The following is a 20,456-nucleotide window of genomic DNA, read 5'->3' as shown; positions in this document are numbered from 1 at the left end:
CTCACGCGCCATCAAGCGAAATCAGCAATCCCTCCTGTTCGAGTCCCTTCCCAATTCGGTCGATCTCGGCAAGCACACCGCGCACGGCGTCGTCGGCTTGGCTGCGCACACGCTCTAACACCTCGGCCGAATCGCTCAGGAGTTCGGCACGTCCAAAGCGCTGCAGCCGCTCGACGAAGTCGTCGGGAACGAACAGTTCGACACGGGTGCTCTCCCCGACGAGCGACAGAGCATCCGCAAGCTTGAGGTACTCGTCGAGGCCGACCGGGTCGTAGTCGCCAGCGTGAATGACCGTAGCTTGGGCCATGGGTGGGGAGGCCAGCCAATTGAGCACGCGACTGCTGGTGCGGCCGCGGCTCCACAGCGCAACTTCAACATCGGTGATGAGGTGCTCGACACTTAGAAAGAACTCTAAGTTCTCAACGATCGTCAGACGGCCTGAAAAAGCCCACTCGAAAGGCTCTTCGAGCACGAGCGAGGCGACGCCGAACCGGCGGGTCAGTTCGGCGACGGGCATGTCACCGTCGGCATGACGCAGCACCGCATCACCGAATCCGCGGAGCTGTAACAGACTGGCGTCGACGCCCCTGCCGCGCTTGGAGTCGGCGAAGTTGGCCATTCCACGCGCGCGCGAAGGCAGCTCCTTATCGGTGCCATCGAGCCCGTAGGGATACTCCCGGGCAATCCAGCGAAGAAGTGCCTCCGGGCTAGTCAACTGGACACGAAATCCCGCTCCCGCGCGCCGCTCGACGAGCACCCCTAGGTTGAACAGCGGCTGCAGACGCCGACGCATCGCCCGGCTCAAGGCCGAGGCGGGGCACGAGCCCTCGTCGAGCAGTCTGGCGAGTCGATCGGCCAGTGCATCAACGCTCATGGACGACCTCCCCGTCGCGCGCCAGAGCATCGTGTTCGTCTTCGTCCTGGCGATCCAAGCGCATGCGCGAGCGGCAATCCAGCACAACGCGGCCCTCAGAAGCGCTCAAGAAGTACAGCGTATCTACACAGTCGCGCGCATCGGGGCTAGCAACCAGGGGCACGAAGTTCATCTGCCGTGCATGCTCGATGATGCCGCGCAGATTCTGGTCGTCGAGCACGGACACCTCGTCGAGGAAGAACGGGATGCGCGCGCGGTCCTCCTCGAGCAGCATGCGCAACAACTCCAAGTGAATGATGACCTTGATCGTCGTGGTCGTCCCCTGCGATTCGATGCGGTCGAGCGCCTCGAAAGACTTTTTGGCGCCGGAGGCATCCTCGATCTGGAAGCGCAACTCGAAGAGCTGTTCGAGGCGAAGCTGCGGGTAGTCCTCCAGCAGATTAGCGATGGACTGCAGCGATTCTTGGGCAGCACGCCCGCCGACGAAGAGCGGTGCGCGCTCCCACTCGAGTACAGTGTCAATCTTGGCGACCAACCGTTCGTTTTCGCGGACCACCAACCTCAAACCGGCGAGGTTGGAGATTTGACGCGCTCCCAGCGAGCGGTTCAGCCGGCTCACCTGCTGCTTGAGCTTATCGAGGCTGTTACGAAGGTCCTGAAGCTCTCGGTGCAGCCCGCGCACGATGCCCTGCCACAGCTCCGAGAGCGCCTGTCTCTGATCATCGAGAGCCTCGCGCGCCTCGATGAGGTTCTCGACCGTAGAGGCTTCGTCCTTGCCGGCATAGCGCGACGTCGTCCTGTGGTCGATGTCCTTAAGATGTGTCTGGGCTTCTTGGAAGTAGCGCTCGTACTTGGAAGTCATCTTGTGAAACCGCCCGAGAAGTGTGTCAAGCGGCAGTTCGCCCACAGCGAGCTCGGACTGAGAAGGGTCTAAGGCCGACGACGAATCGAGCATGTCGGGCGGCGGCTCAAGTGCGTCGAGTTTGCGACCCAACTCCTGTATTTGCTCACGTTGTCTCTTCTGGCGCCGCTGTGCCTCGGCGATATCGGCTTTGAACCGGTCGCGAAGTTGAGTGTTTGCGTCTCGTTGCTCGACGAGCTCAGCGAGCGTCCGTTCTATGTCAACCAGTCCCTCTTCCAACTCGGCTCGGCCCTCCTCGGCCTCACGCCAGTCGGCGTAGTTGGCCAAATCGCGGTCGAGTCGTTTGATCTGCTGGTCGGCCTGATCACGGCGCTCTTCAAGTTCGGCACGGCGTCGGATATCTTGGAGTTTCTGCTCGAGAATGTGCGCGCGCCGCTCAAGTTGGCTGACTTCTTCTTGGATGCGCTCGGGCTCCGAGAACACCGCCAGATCAGGCGGTTCGGGCAGCACCGAAGCCGGCAGCCGCACAGTATCGTCGCAGTAGCCATCCTTGTCGAAGCTGGCAGCGATGGTGCGAAGCCGCGCAAAGAGTCCTGCCTCGTCACGCACGTCGGCGCCGTCAGCGCCAATGCGCACGCGCAGTAAATCAGGGTGTATCATTGAGAAGACACGCTCGAGGTCCTCATCGCTCAACTGCGAGCGCTGGCGAAGATAAGTCACCGCAGCGTCAGCCAAATTAGCGAGCAGTTGGCGGTTGCGTTGCAGCCCACTGCGCACGCGGTCGAGCTCGCGCTGGACACGTGCCAAATCGTCGTCGGCAAGCCCATGCAGCCGACCGACAAGGTCCTCGAACTGTGCCTGCAAATCTGTGCGCCGCCGCCTTTGGACATCGGCGTCAAACTGGGCGAACCGCTCGCGCAACTCGTCTAGATGGGCTATCTCCGCACGGGTCACCGCGGCGCGTCGGTTGTGGTCGTCGATCGCGAAGTCGAGCTCGGTACGCCTCTGCTCGACGTCAGAAAGCTCATCGGCGAGTCGCTGCTCATCGTCCACTGCCGCCTGCAAATTCTCGGTCAGCCGTTTATGTTCGGCCTGGGCGGCCACCTGCAGCTGTTGCCATGTTACTATACAGGCAGCCTGGGCGTTATCGCGCTTCTCGATAGTAGAGAGCGCCGTCTCGATATGGGGCTCGACCGCCGCGAGCTCTTCAACCTCGGCGGCCTGCTGTTTGGCGGTACGGTATTGATCCTCGAAATCACGACGCAGGTCGACGGCGACACGGCTCAGCTCGTGCTGATTGACCTTAATGAGCAGGTTGATTAGTTCGCTTGCCGGCAAGTGGGAAAGGCGCAGAAGGTTGCGAAACAGAAAACCGAAACTTTCGTAGGTAGCCGCGCTTCGAAGCGGCACCAGCCCCAGCACGACATCGCTGTGACTCCCTACCAGCGCGCGGTGCAGATCTTTGGCTTCTAGGTTCTGAAGCCTGCGGTCGAGTAGCCTGGTACGCACGTCCTCCCAGCTTCGGCTGACGCGACCGTCGAGAAAATCCTCGCGCTCGAAGGCCCCCTCGTAGGTAAACCGCTGGAAGCCGTAGCCCTGGCCGGGTCCCAGCCCTCGCACGCCCACCACGCGCAAGCCAACCTGCGTCATGCACTCAAACATGATGAAGCTATTGGGATGGGCAAAATAGTAGCGTTTGGTCGCGTCACGTGAGTGGGCGAAGTACATCTGCTGGAAGTTGTCCAGATACAAAAACTGCAGCGCGGCGATGAGCGTGGTCTTACCGGTGTTGTTGGCGGCGACCAGGTGTAACGGTTCGTCCAGCTCGATCTCGGCAAAGTCATAGACTCCCGATCGAATGAGAATCAGGCGTTGCGGTCCGCGCTGCGCGGTCATGCGCCCTCCTGATCACTAGCCTCATCGAGGGCGTCGGCGGCTTCATAACACAGCTCAACAAATCGCCAGACCGGTGCGCGAAATCGAAAAGAATCACCGTTCACTTCGGCGAAGCCGTAGCGCTCCATGCGCTGCAGTTGAGTGTCCAACTCATCCTCCCCGTGAATGCCTACCTCGGCGCATAGGCGTCGGTGGCGCTCCTGGCGCAAATGAGGCAAGTCGGCCACGCGATGTTCCTCGTCAAAGATCGCGGCGTGCACGTCACGCCCGTCATCTCCCAGCGCCTCGATGAGCACCAAGAAGAAGACAACCATTTGGCTCGCACCGGTGCCTAGCTCGCCGGTGCCCCGAAAGTAGAAGAACTTGCGCTCGTGGCGCACTAACTCGAAGCCCAGAGCATCGAAGAGGTGGCGAAAATCCTCGAAGCGCTGGCGAAGTGCAAAGTAGATTCGATGGTCCTCCTCGCAAACATGCCGCCCCTTACGCAATAGGTCGAAGACCTCAGCCAGATGGGGTAGATCGGTAGCATCGCTCGCATTCATACCGCCCCTCCTGTGGGTAGATGCTCAGCTTGGTAGCGAAGCGGCCAGGCAGTAACCGTGGTATCTCCAACCCGGTACTGGCGCTCGCCGGCATCCTCGGGAACGTCTACGGAGCCGAAGTCCCCCCGATAGACCCATCCGTAGGCACGCAAGAGCTCGGCGAGCCCGTGGTCCGGCCAGTGCCGGCTCATGAAGGCGAGCACATCGTCGATTGTACCGGAGGCGGCGAGTGCATCGGCAACCTCCTCACGTAGAAGGAAGCGGTGCTCTACCGGCGGCGGAGCTGCGGCGATCTCAACTTCTTCTTCGGGCTCGTAGCCCTGCAGGCTGACGAAGCGCGCCAATAGTCGGTCATCACTGACAAGGCCGTAAGGGCGCCAACTGACCAAGGCGAGACGCTCGTCAACATCTAGCCCTGACGCCCCTTGTGCCCACAGCCGTCGAAGTAATGCGCTGGCGCCGTCGAGCAGTCGGCTATCGGCGCGAAGTCGCTTGTAGAGCGGCGCAATCTCCGCGATCGCCTCGCGATGGCGGTCCCCGGCGATGCGGCGGGTGCGCACGAGCCTGGCGCCGGTGCGCTGCAGAGCGCGCCGGGTCGGACGAGGCAAGCCGCTTAGCTCCGGAGCACGCGCCAACACGCCGGCCAGCTTGTTGAGACTCACGTCCAAGGCACCGCCGACCTCGATGAGCTGGCCCAGCGGCACGAGTACCTGCTCCCAAACGCGGTTGACGATCTCGAAGCGCTCGCGCGCCCGAATCTGGTCGCGCTGGCTTCTAAGATTCGAGGCCTGGGTGGTTATGGCCTCGAAATTCGCCTCAGCCATGTCCCGGATGCTGTCGAGGGTGTGGTCGGCTTCCTCTATTGGCTGGGAGAGCGCGTGGGCGCGCCCGCTGTCGAGGGCCTGATCGATCTCGGCGGTCAGCTGCCCCAGACGCTTCACGTAACCCATGACCACCTCAGCGGTAGCCAACTGCTGGCGCTTGAGCAGCCAGGCAAGCAGGCTGCGCACCGGCCCGCTGAGCTCGAAAATCAAATCGGCGCCCGGTGCCTCCTGCAAAAACCCGTAGTCGAACAACTGGGTATAGATAGTCTCCAGGCTCGGTGCCGCCTGGGACGCGTGACGCTCGATAAGCGCGCGCAGATCGACCTCATCAATCGCGCGGCTGCGCTCGAACAACGCCACCAGCAGCCTCGGATACTTGCTGGCGAATCGGAAGAAGTCTTCGGGAGAAACAGTCATTCTTGGTCTTGCCAGTCGCGAGGAACCCGGTCCAAGTCAACATTACCACCGGAAATGAGCGGACGAAAATTTCCGGTGCACCGGAATTTACATACGTTCCTACTCGGCCATCGCCGCTTCCTTCTTCACCACACTCACCATTCCCGAATCCACCGTCGCCCGCCCCTGCTTTACGAGCAGCTCCACAGCCTCCTCGGCCACCTCGCGAAGGTTGCTGCCAAGTTGTGAGAATCCGAACGCCCGCACCGTCTCTCGGTAAAGGTCATCGGGCGGCAACGACATGTTGTAGCCAAGAATGGCATAGGCTGCATTGGCTGCCTCTTCGGGCGCGATTTCATCAGCTTCTCTCGGCGTCTCACCGTCTTTCGACGGACGGAAGATACGGTACGACGATGGCGTCACGGCGGCAGACCAGAGAAATTCACCCTTCTGTCGAGGTCGCTTTCCAGCGGGTAGCGACGCAAGCGAGTCCAAAATGCGCTTCTCGATACGCCCCGAAAGACGCGAATAGCCCCAGTGCTTTACAACGCGGCGCAACACGCTGGCGGTGAGAACCGGCGACTCCTTGTCGACGATTTTCATCACGCTATGGGCGATGCCCGGAAGGTTGTTGTCGTTGTTGAACTGGTCCTGCGTTCGCACGTCTTCACGAAGTTCGGCGGCACGGTACGGAACAGCCCGCTCCAACTCGAGGTAGTTGATCTGTCCGCCGTCCAGGAGCTCATCGACCCAGGCTCGTTGTTCGTCGTCGACGTCCTCGAATCCCTTGTCGTCCTCCTCTTCGTCGGCCTCGGCGACGACGACTTCATTGGTCGCAGTCGTCAACGCCGGAGGCTCTTCCTTCCGAAGCTCCTCGAGCCTGGCTTTGAGACGCTCCAATTCGCGGTCGCGGTTGTGCCACCAGTCGGCCGTCCAGATGCGGTGGATACGCCAGCCCAGGCTCTTCAGAACAGCGAGCCGCGTGCGCTCGCGATCCCGCGCCGTACTTCCCAAGCGGTAGCTTTCGCCGTCGAGCTCGATGCCGAGCAGGAACGTATCCGGATAGTCGGGATGACGTACCGCCACGTCGACCTGATAACCGGAGCAGCCGACGTTCGTGCGGACGTCGTATCCGGCGTCTTTGAGAAACTCCTCGATACGTCGTTGGATGGCCGAATGCGCCGCGGAATCAGACGAGCGTGTCGTCGCCTCGGCGATGGCTCGCGGGCCAATCTCGGCGTACTTGAGGAACGTCTTGAGGTGTTCGACAGCGCGTGCCGATGTCCGCGTCAGGTCGATCTGCTCTGCACGAAGCTTTGCGAACACAATCAATTGCTCGCGTGCTCGGGTGATGGCAACGTTGAGTCGACGCTCGCCGCCTTTTCGGTTCAACGGCCCGAAGTTCATCGAGAGCTTGCCGTTCTCATCGGGCGCATAGCAGATCGAGAACATCATGATGTCTCGCTCGTCGCCCTGCACATTCTCCAGGTTCTTGACGAAGACCGGCTCGGCGACCGCATCCGAAAAGTACGGCTCGATCGAGGGGTTGTCTCGTCGCGCCTCGTCGAGCAGGTCCTCGATGAGCGTTTGCTGCGCTTGGCTGAAGGTGACCACGCCGATGGAGCGTCGAGCGTCCTCGGGGTCCTTGAGTCGCTGAACAATCTCGGCGACGATGGCGCGCGCCTCGGCCTCGTTCGTCCGCGTGCGTCCCTTGTCGTAGTAGCCCTCCTCGATGTGACGATAGGAAACACCCAGCGAACTGAGTTCGTCCATCGCGCTCGGGAAGGTGAACAGGTCGTTGTCGTAGTAGTGGAAATTCGAAAACGCGATGAGCGATTCGTCGCGGCTTCGGTAGTGCCAGCGCAGCCGGCGCGACTGCAGACCGGAGGCGACGCACTCGTCGAGAATGCTCTCGAGATCTTCGACCTCCTGGATCTCTTCGTCTTCGTAGGTCTTGCTGAAGAAGCTCGTCGGTGGAAGCTGTTTGGAATCGCCCACGACAATGCACTGGTCGGCACGCGAAATTGCGCCCAGCGCATCCCACGGCGGAATCTGTGAAGCCTCGTCAAAGACGACGACGTCGAAATCCACCGGGTCGTCACTCAAATACTGTGCCACGCTCATCGGGCTCATCAGCATGCACGGCGCAACCCGAGGCAGAAGGTTAGGGATGCGATCGAACAGTTCGCGGATGGGGATGTGACGAGACTTCTTCTGAATCTCGCGCAGCAAGATGCCGATCTCCGAGCTCGTCGAGGTTGCACGAGGCTCTGGGATCTGTGCACTGAGGCGAGCGCGAATCTCCTTTTGTGCGAGTTCGAACGACTTGCGGTCGAGCTCGCGAAATTTCTCGATAGCTCGCCTGTGGCTAAGCCCACTGAAGGAGACAAGCTGCTTGTCAGCCGAGATCATGCGCTCGGTCCACCAGGAGAGCACCGCCTTCTCAGAGATGAGCGGAAGCTCTTCGGCCTCGACGTCACCCTGCTCCAGCCCATCGACAATCGGCGGCAAGCCGACGTCGCTCACTTTGGCACGAGCTCGCAGGTACAGCGACCACGGGCGAAGCTCGCCCATCGAGCTACGCCAGCCACTTACCATGTCGTCCAAGTTTTCGAGCCAAGTCTCCGCGGCCAAGATACTCTCTTCATCGAACTCGGTCGCCTCGACCACGGCTTGGTAGGCTTTCGATAGACGCTCGACCGCCGCTCGATAAGCATCGACAAACTCACCCCCGCCTTGCCAGGGAAGGACTTCTTCCTGTGCCAACTGCGACCACGACTCGCGTGCTGCGAGGCTGGACAAACGCTGCCGATATGCTTCTCTCCACTGAGACGCCTCGTCGAGCATGGCCCAGTCCGTCGACGCTCCCTGCCATAGGGTGCCCTGGAGTTCGGGCGGCACAGACTGCTCGGATAGCTTCTGCTCTAGTTTGCCGACTTCGAGTGCGACGTCGAGGTGCTCGGTGACGCGGTTGTTGTCGGCGAGGTTGCCATCCTTTGTCGCCGCACGTAGCTGTCGCCGTACGCTCCACAGCATGAAGAAGGCGATGAGAAAAAAGGCGTCGCCCCACTGCCCAAATTTGCGTCGCGCGTCGCGGAGGTCGAGCTCGAATAGCTCGTCGGTATATCGCTCCTCGAGCGTTGCTCGTGACTGCTGGAGCTCTCGTCCTGTCTCGATAGACTCTTGGAGCCTCGGGGCAAGCATCTCCCAGCCGGACGTCGCGGCGAGCAGACGCCCACCGGTCGGTCGCTTCGATAATGCAGCCATCGCTTCGGCGTGCGCCTCGAGCGCCGACAACGTCTGGTCATCGGGCGCCGGCACCGCGTCGGGCAATTCCTCGAGTTTCTTGCGCACGTCCGAAATCGCACCGGCGAGTTCTTCGAGCTGTTCTTTGAGGCTTCGCTGGCGGTCGGGGTCGAGGACTTCTGCTCGAATCGCCGCAAGCGGATGCTCTGAGACCGGCGCGACCTCTCGTGCGAAATCGGCAAAGCTCTGCACGGCTTCTTTTGTCGCCGAGAACTGCTCCGCACCAAGCTCGTCCGCAGAAGTCTCGAGCTCGACCTCAATCTGCTGTACGTCCTCCAGCTCGGTGAGACGCGCGACTGCTTCAAAGATACTCAACCCAATGTTCCGGCGCCGATGGAGCGTCTCCACATATGCATTGATGGGCCTGCGGCTAGCCTCCAATTTTTTGACCAGCGCGTCCCACTCGGTTGGGGTGTGTTTCTTTGCCTGCCTCAGCGCATTGCCGAGCTGGCTTGCCACAGCCCGTTTATTGGCGCTGTCGGAGTGAAGCCTCAGACAGAAGTCGTCCAACCCAACGTTGCTCAAGCGCTTGTAGACGACCTCGAGCGCCGCCTTCTTCTCGGCGACGAAGAGGATGTTCCGTCCATCTGCCAAGCATTGCGCAATGATATTGGTGATGGTCTGGGATTTTCCCGTACCCGGCGGTCCCTGGAGCACGAAGGACTCGCGTTTCGAAGCCGCTCGCACGGCTTCGAGCTGTGACGAATCGGCCTCCATCACGCAGAAATCGGTGACCTTGTCTCCGGTCGACTGAGTCGAGGAGTCCTCCTCACTGGCGACGACGTTCTCCGTCGGGTTGAGAACGCGTTTCGCCACCGGGTTATCGAACAGCCGCTCTTCATTGGCACGCAAGTCGTGCCACATCATGAACTTGCCGAAGGAGAGAATCCCCAGGAAGGCAAACTCGAGGATATCCCAGCCCTTGGCGTCGAGGATCGCCTCTCGGAACTGCTTGAAGATAAGGTCGATGTCGAGCCCGGAAGCGTCTTCCGGCAAGACAGAGAGCCCCTCGACCTCGAGCGAGAACTCCTGGCGGAGCTTCTCCAGAAGCGAGTGGTTGATGAGCGCTTCGTCATCGGTGAGCGACAGCTTGTAGTTGTCTGTCGCCGACACTCGCTCGAGCTTGGCCGGAAGCAAGATCAGCGGGGCGAGCCGCGGCGTCTGTGGGCTGTTCGGGTCGAACCAACGCAAGAAGCCTACAGCGACGTGCAGCAAGTTGACGCCCGACTCCTGCATCTCGCGGCGCGCGTCGCGATAGATCTTCTTGAGTCGTTTGGCATGCTCGGCCGGAGGATATGCCGAGTGCAGCCGTTTTGCATCGAGGTCGTTGTCGAGAAGTTCGCGAAGCTTGTCCTGGTCGTCGTAGAGCTGCTGCACATCGTCCGACATCGGCGACAAGGCGCCGATCATTTGAGGCTTCGGGTGCAGCTTGAACGTCTTTCCTGTGGCCAACGCATCTTCGAGCCGCCCCAGGTCTTGGTGGAGCAGCATGGCAGTCGACAGAGTGTGCTTGAAGTTGAGAAGGCGGTTGTTAAGCGACAGATCCAGCAACTTCGAACGCCAACGCTGCAGACGGCCAAACTCGTCTTCATCGAGCTGAGCCACGCGCGCCAAATGCTGCTGGGCGCGGCCCTCGAGCTCCGCAGCGTCAGGACGCAGCGACGGCGCAGCGGCCTCGACGCGGTCCTCACGATTCGAATGGTCGAGCAGACGCACACGTCCATCCTCATCAAAGACCCGAGACGCCATCGGACGAATGCCGGTCAGACGAGCGGCGCGCACATCGACCGCCACCTCGAAGATTGGAAAATCCTCGACATGTGCCAGAGCCTTGGCCTCCGCCTTTTCGAACGAAAGCCCGCCTCCGGAGACGGCCAACGTCGGGTCGAAGAATAGCGCGTGGGACAGCTTGGCGCGCTTTCGAAGCTGCGTCGGGTCGTCGACGATTGGCTCCGCAAACGTCTCTTCTCTGAGCCACACTCCGACAAACGCATGGCCCTGAATCACCACCAGAATGGGGTGCAAGCCGATGTGCTCGAGCGCCGCCGCCGTGAGCAGGGTGACATCCAAGCACGTGCCCATCCGGCTGTTGAGCATCTGCTCGGGCGTACGCACCTTCTGCCCCGCCGTCTCGAAGCTCGCCGGCGGGTCAACATAGCTGAAGCCGAGCTCTTGGAGCGCACCATATGCGCTCGCCGCCATCTTGCGCACCTGGTCCGGGTCGCCCGTCTGGTATCCCGGCAGCGAGCCGTTGCCCGTCCAACGCTCCATGATGTCGCGCATCCGCGTGACCACTTGGACAACGTCGGGATGGTTCGGCAGCACAAAGGCTGACAAGATCTGCGGCAGCACACTCACGCCATGCCATTCGTTGTACGCGAGCCACTCGATCGGAAGCTCGAACTCGGCCGGCTCGACATTCTTCGCCGCGAGCCTCAGCACGAGCTCCGTTCGCTTTCTTTCATCGAGCCCGGCGAGCTCGTCGGAGGGAAAGTCGAGGTTAATCTGGCGCTTGTTCCAGATATGCTCAGGCTCGAGCTTGGCGAGTTGGGCGGTCCAGGGTTCGCTGCCGTCGACTCGCGTGGCCAGCTCGACTCGGACGTCGCGAAGCGCGTCGCCGCCTTTGTGCTCCAGGCTCAGCGCCGAAACGACGGGCATGCGGTTTTGTTGGAGGGCGTAGTTGACGACACCACCGTATTCGACGGTGACTTCGACGTCGTTCCAGTTAAATTGGGACGTGTCCATAATCCCCCCTGACCAGTGCTTTGGGAGCGCTCAGACGAGCAATTGGAAAGATGGCTTTCGGCTTTGTGAGGGTGAGGATACTCGCAATGATTGAGAAGATACAAGTGAGATGCTAAGGCGCTGCCTCTCGCCCTCATGTAGTCACATGTTCCCGACGACGAGGCGGCGCGAGCGAAGTGTCTGGCCACTCCCCATTGAACCACTCGACTGTACGCGCAAGACCTTCGTCCAAGCCGATGGAAGCCGAGTAGCCAACCAAATCACACGCCCGAGTAATGTCCGCCAGACTGTGCTTCACGTCTCCAGGCCGCCGGTCGCCCTGCCTCGCGCCCTTATCGAAACCGACCTGACGCGCTATTCGTCTGTAGAGAACATTGAGAGATATGCGTTCGCCGCAACCAACATTGATGACCGTTCCTGCGACTTGCGAAGCACGCTCCACCGCAAGGAGATTCGCCCGCACAGCATTGGCTACGTAAGTGAAGTCGCGGCTTTGCTCTCCATCGCCAAAGATCGTCGGCGTGTCACCCGCCCGCATTTGCCGGATGAATCGGGGGATGACAGCAGCGTAGGGTCCGTCAGGAGATTGTCGTGGGCCGAAGATGTTGAAGTAGCGAAGACCCACCGTCGCTAATCCGTATGCACTAGCAAAGATCTCTAGGTGGTTTTCGGCTGCGACCTTGCTCGCGGCATAAGGGCTAAGTGGCCGGCGCTTCATACCCTCATGCTTGGGAAGCGTGTCGGTGTTGCCGTAAACAGAGCTGCTGCTCGCGGCGACAAATGCTTCGACTCCTGCATCACGGGCTGAAATCAGCATGTGAAGTGTTCCGGTGGCGTTCACTTCGTGACATGTCAGCGGATCACGAAGTGAGCGCGGAACGGAGCCCAACGCAGCTTGGTGAATGACGTAATCGACTCCCTGGCAAACCTGCCGGCAGGTATCGAGGTCACGAATGTCTCCCTCGACAAACTCGATCTCCTCGATGAAGGGTTCGAGGTTTTGCCGCGAGCCGGTGGCAAAGTTATCGAGCCCGCGCACCTCGTGGCCTCGCTCGACCAGGGCCTCAGCGATATGACTTCCGATGAATCCTGCGATGCCGGTGACGAGATAACGCACCCCAAAAACTCCTAAACTATAACAATGAACATCAAGCAATGAAACGAGGCGTTGACCACAGGTCGCTCTTACCGCTTGCCGGGCGACCTTCGATTGTCAGCGCGCCTCGATAGCCACGCGATGAAAGCAGCCTAGATACTTGGTGACGTACACGCGGGTCGTGCCGCCCATCGCTGTACGCGAACCAACTCGACCGGTTTCGCAACGGAAGCAGTTCGAGGGTTTCGACCGAATGTAAGACTTCCGCCTCGAGTTGCTCTGGAGCTAACAGCGGAAGCAATCGATGTTGGTGGCCGTGTGGCCCGACGTACCATCCCATCGATGACAGCTCGACAAGATCACTGCTTTTCAGGAAAGCAGGAACCTGGGCCAATGCATCGCTTATGTCGAACTCGTCGGCGAGCGTCTCGAGCATCTCCGCCTGCCGAGCAGGTGTTGCGTCCAAGTAGGCCGACTTGAGCTTACCGACGACGGCTCGCTCTCTTCCTGACTCAGTGCGAAGCTCCCAGCACTCGTGAATTCTGTCGTGTGAGAGTCGAAATAGCTGCCGTTCTGCCTGGCGCAGCACCGAATACCAGCGGTCCACGGGAGGCCACCACTCGCCGCTCAATGCCCGTGTGGTCATGAAGATACTGGGGCGAAAACCATACTTGGCGGCGACAGGCGCTGCGTGGTCGAGGACATCTGCGTACCCATCATCAAACGTGATCCAACACGCGCGGCTCGAAGCGGCCTCTCCGTCTAGCAGCTTGGCAACCTGAACTTCGTCGACGATCTCGTAGTGACGCGCCAGGTAGGCAAGTCGGTCATCGAACTCCTCTACCGTCATTGCCGAGCCGCGGGCGAAGTACGGCCATTGGCTCGTTCGAGCCTCCGACGGCAGCACTCGGTGAAAACACTCGATCCTCAACTCAACCATCAGAATTCTCTGCGCTCCGGCTTGCGATTTCTGCCAAGCCTCGCACAGCAGTCTGCTGCTTCAACTGGCGAAAGGGGCCCGTGGATTACATCATCGCGCCTGTCGTCCAAGGCGCGCCCGGCCAGCTCCTTCGCCCATCCTTCCGCAGCCACGGCGACTACGGGGCGCCCGAGTGTCCAAGCAAAGGCAATTTCGCTGAGTGTACCAGCTCGTCCTCCAACAGCCGCGACTACATCTGCCGAGGCAGCTACCATCACGTTCCGCGCGTGGTTCATGCCACTGGCGACGACGATATCACAGTGCTCATTGGCGTCATGTGGCTCATAGGTCGGCAGCACACCAACGGTCGCACCGTAAACGTAGCTCGACGAGGAGCGTGCCCCACGACAAGCAGCCTCCATGATTCCACCAAGACCGCCTGTAACGATGGTGCAACCTCGGTCGACGAGCTCGCGGCCGAGCGTCTCCGCGTTTGCCAAATCTGTTGCGGTCGCGCGAGCGCTACCGACCACTGCGACGGCAACGCGTCGGGAACTTCGATGGCCGTTCGGACGCGTCTCTGATAGCTCGCTCGGAGCTCTTTGCCTTCGCATCTCGGGGCATGGCTGCACCACAATGGACGAAGGCATCGCGAGGTCTGAAAAATGATCCTCGAGCTCACCTAGCTCACCTTGGTGAACATGCTCATCCGTCATCCCGAGACGGGATACGATCGAAACGCGCGTCTTCCGGGATCGACTACCGCTAAGTATCTTCCAAGCTTCCGCACCGGCGTCTTCCGCCCACAGCATGACCAATGTCGCACGAGTTGAGGCGTGCTGCGCGAGCTCGTGACGCCCACGTCCGTCACCATAGAGCGGCGGCGTGACGATGAGCGCGTCCTCCCGCTCGACCTCCAGCGACACGCCTGCGGCATCGATGGCGAGCTGTGCTAGTGAACATCCGGTGCACCATTGCACGCGGTGTCCGCCGGCCTCGAGCTGAGCTGCAAGCGTTGCGGCAGACGGGAACTGGCCGGGGCGGCCAGTAAAAACCCGTGGCTCACCGGCGTAGAGCACAGCGCCTTCCTCAATGCCGTCAAAGGCATCCAATACTTGGTCGGCAGTCAACTCACGCCCATATCGGAGCCGTTCGCCGAAGTACCCGCGGAGTTCCTCGCCGATCCAGTCTCCCGGAAAGATAACGCGCTCTGCCCGCTTTAGCGCTCGCAATCCTTGGTGCGTGGCTCCGTCGAGCGTATCGCCGACCATTCCTCCTACGAATGCAATGGTTCCCATCGTTTCGTCTCGGCTAAAGAAATCTGTCCCACCTTGGCAATCCACACTCTAAATCGCTCGCGCTCGACCGAGCTCATCATCGCGGCATATCGCTCATAGAAACAAAACGCGCCTTCGCGATACGCCGAAGAGCCGGCCCCGGACAGACGGCGGCCGACATGGGAACGAAAAACCACGTCTCGACTACGATTTCGTCGGTATCTGACGCCGGGGACCAGCGAGGCACGAATGGCGAAGTCAACGTCATTGAAAGCGCGAAGCTGAGGGTCAAATCCTCCGATAGATCGGAAAAATTCGTTTCGCACTAACAGGTTGCTGCCCCGGCAACCGCCGTTCGTCGCGAAAAAGCGTCGGGGGTGCAAGACCGCAGGCGGCGTCTTCTCGTGCACGCACACGTCTCGGCGTTGCTTCCAAAACGCAGACAAGCCGACATCAAAGTCATCATCCAAAAAGGCGGCCAAGTGACCGGGTCGCCAGAGGTCATCATCGTCCAGAAACGCGATGTACTCGCTCTGGGTCAGTTCTGCACCCGTATTGCGCGCGACTGACACGCCTTTGGCCCCTCCAGTCGCTACGACCTCCAGGTTCGGCCGTTCTCCGATGAGTTCGCAAACGCGCTGTCGTGATTCGTCACTCGCGTCGACAACAACCAGGATCTTCCTAGCCTCGACGATTTGCCGTTCCACCGACTCAATCGCTTCGATGAGCATCACCGGCCGGTCCCCGCGTGTGGGAATGACTGCGGTTACATCCATTGCTCGCCCCACCACCTGGAAAGTGCCTCCGCAACGACAGGCCCGCCGCGAGGACCGAGGAACTCGGTAAATTCTCGGCGGGCTAAGCGTACCTTATCGAGTTCTTTGTGCTGGCGTTGAAGGTGCCGGCCGACAATATCCGCTACCTCCTGAGAATCGATCCTACGCAGCGACCGCAGGACCTCGGACGTGAGTTGGTCTTCCGTGCAATCGAGCAGCGACGTGTCAAAAGCCGGGTCGAGTGCTGGCAGATTGAGGCCTGGTGCAACAAGTCCTTCTCGCTCATAGGTTCGCAACTGTAGGACCTGCGTCGCATTCTGAGGCGGCAACACGAGCATGTCGACATCGGCGCGAAGCCCTTCAAAGATGGCGCCTTGCCCCGGTGTTGTTACGTATAGCTCTGATTGGTTTAGCCTGCTCAGGAACTCGTCGTAGGGGTAGGAAACGATATCCACCTGGTCAGCCAATGGATGCTGCCGGGCGACTTCGCCGGCTTCGCGTCCGCCAGCCAGCGTCCACGGCTTCGGCCAGTCGATGTCATGGTGAGAGATCCAGTCGATGACCATGCGCGGAAAGGCGGAGTTTTCCCCGGGGCGAACCCAACGGCTACGCGCACCACCGATTTGGATGAGCGTGCCACGCTGTTCACCTCGGTGCACCGCGGCTGTGCGGATCAGCGGCCCCACCTGTATTGGTTCTTCGCGATACTCGTGAGATTGTAGTCGCTCTGCCACGCCCGGAAAACGCTGGACGAATGTGCGCTCGGCGAGGTTCCACACAGGCTGGTCTTTGCGAGCCCCACACCAGTAGAGCACGTCGACAAAAAATATCGGCAAACCGAGTTCCGCGTATAACTCCACGTTGCTCTGGTTGCTCACGACCAGAGCAGCGTCGAAGTGTGCCGGATCAATTGCATCCCGGACCGCAACCGGCGACTTGTTGTCGACATGGACTACGTGGTCAACGGCCCGGTCGCGGTCGAGCAATTCCGCGGTGACATCGCGAACCAACGCTGTGCTGATAGCGTCGACGTGTTCGAGAACAGCGAGCATGGCTGCACTGGACCCGTAGCACATCGGATTGCTGTCGCAGAGCAATCGTAAGCGGGGCGGCTTCAAGCGTTCCTCCACGGGTAAATCCCAAAGACTTTCGGATGCTGGCCGAGCTCGGCGAGCGAGAGCCAATCGAGCACAGCATTGTCGGCTCGGTCGACCACGAGTATGCCGGTCGCCGTGTCACCAAACGGTCGGTCTGCCCAGCGCTCACGGGGCATCCTGGAGATGCGCGTGAAGCCGAGTACGAGAAGCTCTTCCGTTAGCGCAAGCCCCCGAACCCACCCTGAGCGTCCAGAACATGAAAACGAATCGAATTCACACCTCGGAGAGGTCTCAGATTCGAATGGTCGAAACGACCAGACCCTCCCGTCGGTCGTGGTGAACCAAAGCCTGTCCCGCCAGGGCACCAGGTCGTGCGGGCATCCAGGCACGCGAATCGCGACCGAGCCTCCATTGGCGGGACCAAGTGCGCGATCTGTGAATCTCGAAACCCAGATTTGCTCAGGCAGTGCAAGCACCGCGTTCGGATGAACGTTATCACGTAGCTTGCGCAAGTGGAGCGGCCTAGAAGGGTCTGCAAACTCGTCGAAATAGGGGTCCTTGTCGGCTCGTCGAAGTTGCGGCGTCAGAGGGTCGAGCGGCCAGCGGGTCAGCAGCTTGCCGCCGGCGTCAAAGACATCGATTTGATCGTGCCCAGTATTGGCAACGACCACGCGCCGCTCACGTCCTCGCTCCGCGATCGCGACATCATGAAGATCGTTGAAGTCATCACGCACAAGCCATGGCTCTAAGCTGTTCTCACGGGGTTCGAGACGATAGATGGCGTTGAACCCACAGACGAGCAATGTGCCGTCGGCGAGCAGGTCAGCTCCGGTAAAGCCCTTACCGTGCAATCGTCGTTCGGCCGGCAGCGCATACCGACGACCCCACACAATCTGAAGCCGCTTTCCCGTCCAGCCGACCCTCACGAGGATGCCATCTGAGGAATCGAAGTCTCCCATGGTCACCAGCCACTGCTTCACAAGACGCTCCGTGACGCATGAAGGCTCGTATAGGCGCTGAGCACACCTCGAAGCAAATCGCCCGCGACCAGCGCCTCGAATACGTGGCTGCGATGAGCTTGCTCGAATGTCTGGCGGATTCGGACGAGCGAAGCCCTTAGGGCGTGTGCCAATGGGCGACAGTTGCTGTCTCTCCACCAACAAGCCGCCGGTTGATCCAGCGTCGCCAATGCCCCCTGGACCTCAGCCGTAACATGTTTTGCATCATTGTGAATTCGTTCGGCGCGTCTTTCAGCAATACGCCTCAAGTACTGGTGTGGAGAAAGACCGGGCGGGATGCCATGCATGACCATACGGGCGAGCATCACACCTGCGAACTCCCGCTTCCATTCTCGCGGATGCGCTGAGATTGCACTCTGGTCACGTCGGTCGTGACGTAGTGAAAGGTTGGCCTCTGCCACACGATAACCTTGCTCGCGCGCGAGCATGGTGGCCCCAATCATATCGCTGCGCCGGGAGTGTCCGTCGCCGACCGGAAAGGCCGGATAGCGATGAGCCAATAGCGGCTCCACCCCAAAGAAAACGGCGTTGCCGCCCCGATTGGGAGCCATCGAGTCGACAATTTCCACATCGTTCGAGTCACGCTCCTCGAGCAGGGGACGAAACACTCCACGACCGAATTCGATGCCTCGCGCGTCGTCCAACATCTTGGCCAACTGCTCTGCCACGGTTGGCCCCACCCCGGAGCGTGTTAGCCACGGGTACGGCTCCCTCCACTGCGCTGAACTGCCCTGACTATGTGAGTAGTAATAGTCGCCTCGATATCGCGTGGGGTCGACGTGAGCCACTTGGTAAAGCTCGGTCGGTTCTGCGCCGGCAAGCCGTTTCAGTTCCGCGGTCAAATCACTGAGTTGGCAGGAGATGACCGAGTTGGGTCGAACTGGAGCGTCCCCAGTAAACCCGGAGACCAGCAGGTCACACTTGTCGCGTGTGGCCAAATCGCGAATCTGTTCGATGCGTCGAGAGGCGATATTCTGGCAGTCGAGCTGCCCGTCGACGAGCCGGAACCGCTCGAATGCCAGGTCATCATCGACCATCCACACGATCGGCTCGTCGATCGCCCATTGTCTCGTCAGGTTTGCGATACAACGGGAGAGTCGGACGCGTGTTTTATGTAGCGGCGCCCGAGAAGAACTGTTGCGCACACAGCGACGCCGACCTCTCGCACGTTTGTCGGCAAGCTCGAGCAACTGCGGGATCTTGGACGGCTGTGTCCCATTATCCAGCACGACGACATGGACGCTCGGGTCGCTATCAACAGGCCTTAGAGAAGCCAATAATCGGCCTAGGCAAGCATCCCGATCGGTGACGACCACGCCAATGATGACGTCTCTACGCTCTTCGGATACGACTTTCATTGACCGTTGGCTGCGATGTTATCCAAGAGGGCCCGGACCTGAATCCAGTGTTTGACCGCTCCGTCGATGGGAATCGACTCATTCGGTGCGTGAATTCGTGTCTCACCATCATTGGAGCCAAGTCCCACGTATCGACTGCCGGCAGGCAGCGCTGCTTGAAAGGCGCACCCTCCGGGTACCAGCGCCTTATTGAGCGGCCGGACCTCCACGTGTCGATGTTCACCGGCCACTCGCGTGGCGCGACGTACGAGTTCCAGGTCTTCTGGCGTCAATGGCTCTCGCTTGCCGTCGGCGAGTTGGCGATAGGTGAGCAACCTCTGGGACCCCTCCGCATCGGTCTTACCGTTCTCATCGAGGAACCAATCGGCGTCCGGCAGACCATGCTCTTCAAGATACCGTCTGAGCGTCTGAGAACCTGATTCCTCTTCGCCCTGTACCAGCCACCATATCTCTGGAGCTCGATCGAGGTCGCGCAGGGCCTCCAAACGTGCTGCTAACACTCCCTTGTTGTCGGCGACGCCAAGGCCGTACCAGCGCTCGTCGATTTGCGTAAGGTTGAGTGGGGGAGTGTTCCAACCATCTTCGATATGATCGACATCGTAGTGGTTGTACATCACCACGCGACCCCGACCACCGCCGGTCGCCGAACGTCGGAAGATCAGCAGTGGGGCTTGCGCGTCACCAAAGCGGTGCGTGTCAAAACCAAGTTCACCGGCGGCGCTCTCCAGCCACTCGGCCATCACCTGGCAGTCGGCTCCGTCAGGCGACGTGTCCCACTCGAGAAGTTGGCTGAGGGTACTCTCAATACGTGCAGAAATGGTGGAATCTAGACGTTGTACGCAGAACACATCGAGTCCGCGAGGATGAGGGTGTCCGGTCAAGGTCTCTATCACGAGACCATGCTCACTCAGGAGCCTCTCGAACCACGCCCTCCCCATCACGCTGTCCAGCCGTTCGTTCGGTCGCCTCGGGTGCGGTTGCCCTTCATCGACGCGCTCGACCGCCTCGGAGATCCGCCCCGTCGACAACCACTTGCCATCATCTGCGAGTACCGAGGCGACGCGTGCTACCGTAGCCTCGACCTGCTCGGCGCCGAGATGGTTCAACACGCTTTGAGTGAGCACAAAGTCCGCCGACCGAGACGTTACGTTCGAGAGGTCCGATAGGCAGCCTAGCACGGGGTTCTTATCAGCCAGCCCAGCCTCCCGCACGAGCTTGCGTCCTTCCTCGACGAGCTCTGCTAATGGGTCAACGCCGACGTACCGGCCGGGTTCCAAGTGTCGAATGACATGGAGCCCGCCTCTCAGCGTGCCACACCCGATGTCGACAACGGTCGAATTCTGGTCGAGACCATGGGCGAGCAGGAGCTCGAGTTGCCAAGGCCCCATGACTTCAGGAATGCCGCCTATGCGATCGTGAACAGATGCCAGGTATGGCGATGTCGTCATACATACTCCGTATCGACTTAC

General features: G+C 60.5%; 13 protein-coding genes. All 13 read right to left on the bottom strand.

Annotated features, from left to right (window positions below; genetic code table 11):
- Position 1 precedes the first annotated feature (1 nt).
- Positions 2-874: a hypothetical protein gene (locus tag FIV42_RS15605; RefSeq protein WP_141198594.1), complete on the bottom strand. Its 873-nt coding sequence runs from the start codon at positions 872-874 to the stop codon at positions 2-4.
- Positions 864-3,632 (bottom strand): coiled-coil domain-containing protein, encoded by a 2,769-nt coding sequence (locus FIV42_RS15600; RefSeq protein WP_141198593.1) that lies wholly within the window; start codon positions 3,630-3,632, stop codon positions 864-866. Before FIV42_RS15600 ends, FIV42_RS15605 begins: the two co-directional genes overlap by 11 nt.
- Positions 3,629-4,174 (bottom strand): condensin complex protein MksE, encoded by a 546-nt coding sequence (locus FIV42_RS15595; RefSeq protein WP_141198592.1) that lies wholly within the window; start codon positions 4,172-4,174, stop codon positions 3,629-3,631. The genes FIV42_RS15600 and FIV42_RS15595 overlap by 4 nt, the downstream gene beginning before the upstream one ends.
- Positions 4,171-5,415 (bottom strand): hypothetical protein, encoded by a 1,245-nt coding sequence (locus tag FIV42_RS15590; RefSeq protein ID WP_141198591.1) that lies wholly within the window; start codon positions 5,413-5,415, stop codon positions 4,171-4,173. The genes FIV42_RS15595 and FIV42_RS15590 overlap by 4 nt, the downstream gene beginning before the upstream one ends.
- Positions 5,416-5,514: 99 nt before the next feature.
- Positions 5,515-11,445 carry a DUF3320 domain-containing protein gene (locus tag FIV42_RS15585; protein WP_141198590.1) on the bottom strand — a complete coding sequence of 1,977 codons (5,931 nt, stop codon included), beginning with the start codon at positions 11,443-11,445 and terminating at the stop codon, positions 5,515-5,517.
- Between the two features lie 133 nt (positions 11,446-11,578).
- Positions 11,579-12,562, bottom strand: a complete 984-nt coding sequence (locus FIV42_RS15580) for an SDR family oxidoreductase (RefSeq protein WP_141198589.1) — start codon at positions 12,560-12,562, stop codon at positions 11,579-11,581.
- A 31-nt stretch (positions 12,563-12,593) separates the two neighbouring features.
- On the bottom strand, positions 12,594-13,481 hold the full coding sequence (locus tag FIV42_RS15575; protein ID WP_141198588.1) for a polysaccharide deacetylase family protein: 888 nt from the start codon (positions 13,479-13,481) through the stop codon (positions 12,594-12,596).
- Positions 13,481-14,758 (bottom strand): TIGR00725 family protein, encoded by a 1,278-nt coding sequence (locus FIV42_RS15570; RefSeq protein WP_141198587.1) that lies wholly within the window; start codon positions 14,756-14,758, stop codon positions 13,481-13,483. Before FIV42_RS15570 ends, FIV42_RS15575 begins: the two co-directional genes overlap by 1 nt.
- The gene (locus FIV42_RS15565; protein ID WP_141198586.1) at positions 14,737-15,513 is read right to left on the bottom strand and encodes a glycosyltransferase family 2 protein; all 777 of its coding nucleotides are present in this window, start codon (positions 15,511-15,513) and stop codon (positions 14,737-14,739) included. The genes FIV42_RS15570 and FIV42_RS15565 overlap by 22 nt, the downstream gene beginning before the upstream one ends.
- Complete coding sequence (locus FIV42_RS15560) at positions 15,504-16,565, bottom strand: hypothetical protein (protein WP_141198585.1); 1,062 nt, start codon at positions 16,563-16,565, stop codon at positions 15,504-15,506. Before FIV42_RS15560 ends, FIV42_RS15565 begins: the two co-directional genes overlap by 10 nt.
- Before the next feature lie 62 nt (positions 16,566-16,627).
- Entirely contained in the window at positions 16,628-17,590 is a 963-nt protein-coding gene (locus FIV42_RS15555) for a hypothetical protein (protein ID WP_141198584.1), read from the bottom strand.
- Positions 17,587-18,987, bottom strand: a complete 1,401-nt coding sequence (locus FIV42_RS15550; protein ID WP_141198583.1) for a hypothetical protein — start codon at positions 18,985-18,987, stop codon at positions 17,587-17,589. Before FIV42_RS15550 ends, FIV42_RS15555 begins: the two co-directional genes overlap by 4 nt.
- Entirely contained in the window at positions 18,984-20,435 is a 1,452-nt protein-coding gene (locus FIV42_RS15545; RefSeq protein WP_141198582.1) for a M20/M25/M40 family metallo-hydrolase, read from the bottom strand. The genes FIV42_RS15550 and FIV42_RS15545 overlap by 4 nt, the downstream gene beginning before the upstream one ends.
- Positions 20,436-20,456: the final 21 nt, after the last annotated feature.

This window comes from Persicimonas caeni, assembly GCF_006517175.1.
GTDB classification, from domain to species: Bacteria; Myxococcota_A; Bradymonadia; order Bradymonadales; family Bradymonadaceae; genus Persicimonas; species Persicimonas caeni.
Note: the sequence above shows the minus strand (reverse complement) of the source record. Positions and strands in the feature narration are given on the sequence as shown.

What these genes read in the sequence shown, in the direction of transcription:
- FIV42_RS15605 (WP_141198594.1), bottom strand. Translation starts at nt 874, where the DNA reads ATGAGCGTTGATGCACTGGCCGATCGACTCGCCAGACTGCTCGACGAG.
- FIV42_RS15600 (WP_141198593.1), bottom strand. Translation starts at nt 3,632, where the DNA reads ATGACCGCGCAGCGCGGACCGCAACGCCTGATTCTCATTCGATCGGGA.
- FIV42_RS15595 (WP_141198592.1), bottom strand. Translation starts at nt 4,174, where the DNA reads ATGAATGCGAGCGATGCTACCGATCTACCCCATCTGGCTGAGGTCTTC.
- FIV42_RS15590 (WP_141198591.1), bottom strand. Translation starts at nt 5,415, where the DNA reads ATGACTGTTTCTCCCGAAGACTTCTTCCGATTCGCCAGCAAGTATCCG.
- FIV42_RS15585 (WP_141198590.1), bottom strand. Translation starts at nt 11,445, where the DNA reads ATGGACACGTCCCAATTTAACTGGAACGACGTCGAAGTCACCGTCGAA.
- FIV42_RS15575 (WP_141198588.1), bottom strand. Translation starts at nt 13,481, where the DNA reads ATGGTTGAGTTGAGGATCGAGTGTTTTCACCGAGTGCTGCCGTCGGAG.
- FIV42_RS15570 (WP_141198587.1), bottom strand. Translation starts at nt 14,758, where the DNA reads ATGGGAACCATTGCATTCGTAGGAGGAATGGTCGGCGATACGCTCGAC.
- FIV42_RS15565 (WP_141198586.1), bottom strand. Translation starts at nt 15,513, where the DNA reads ATGGATGTAACCGCAGTCATTCCCACACGCGGGGACCGGCCGGTGATG.
- FIV42_RS15560 (WP_141198585.1), bottom strand. Translation starts at nt 16,565, where the DNA reads ATGCTCGCTGTTCTCGAACACGTCGACGCTATCAGCACAGCGTTGGTT.
- FIV42_RS15550 (WP_141198583.1), bottom strand. Translation starts at nt 18,987, where the DNA reads ATGAAAGTCGTATCCGAAGAGCGTAGAGACGTCATCATTGGCGTGGTC.
- FIV42_RS15545 (WP_141198582.1), bottom strand. Translation starts at nt 20,435, where the DNA reads ATGACGACATCGCCATACCTGGCATCTGTTCACGATCGCATAGGCGGC.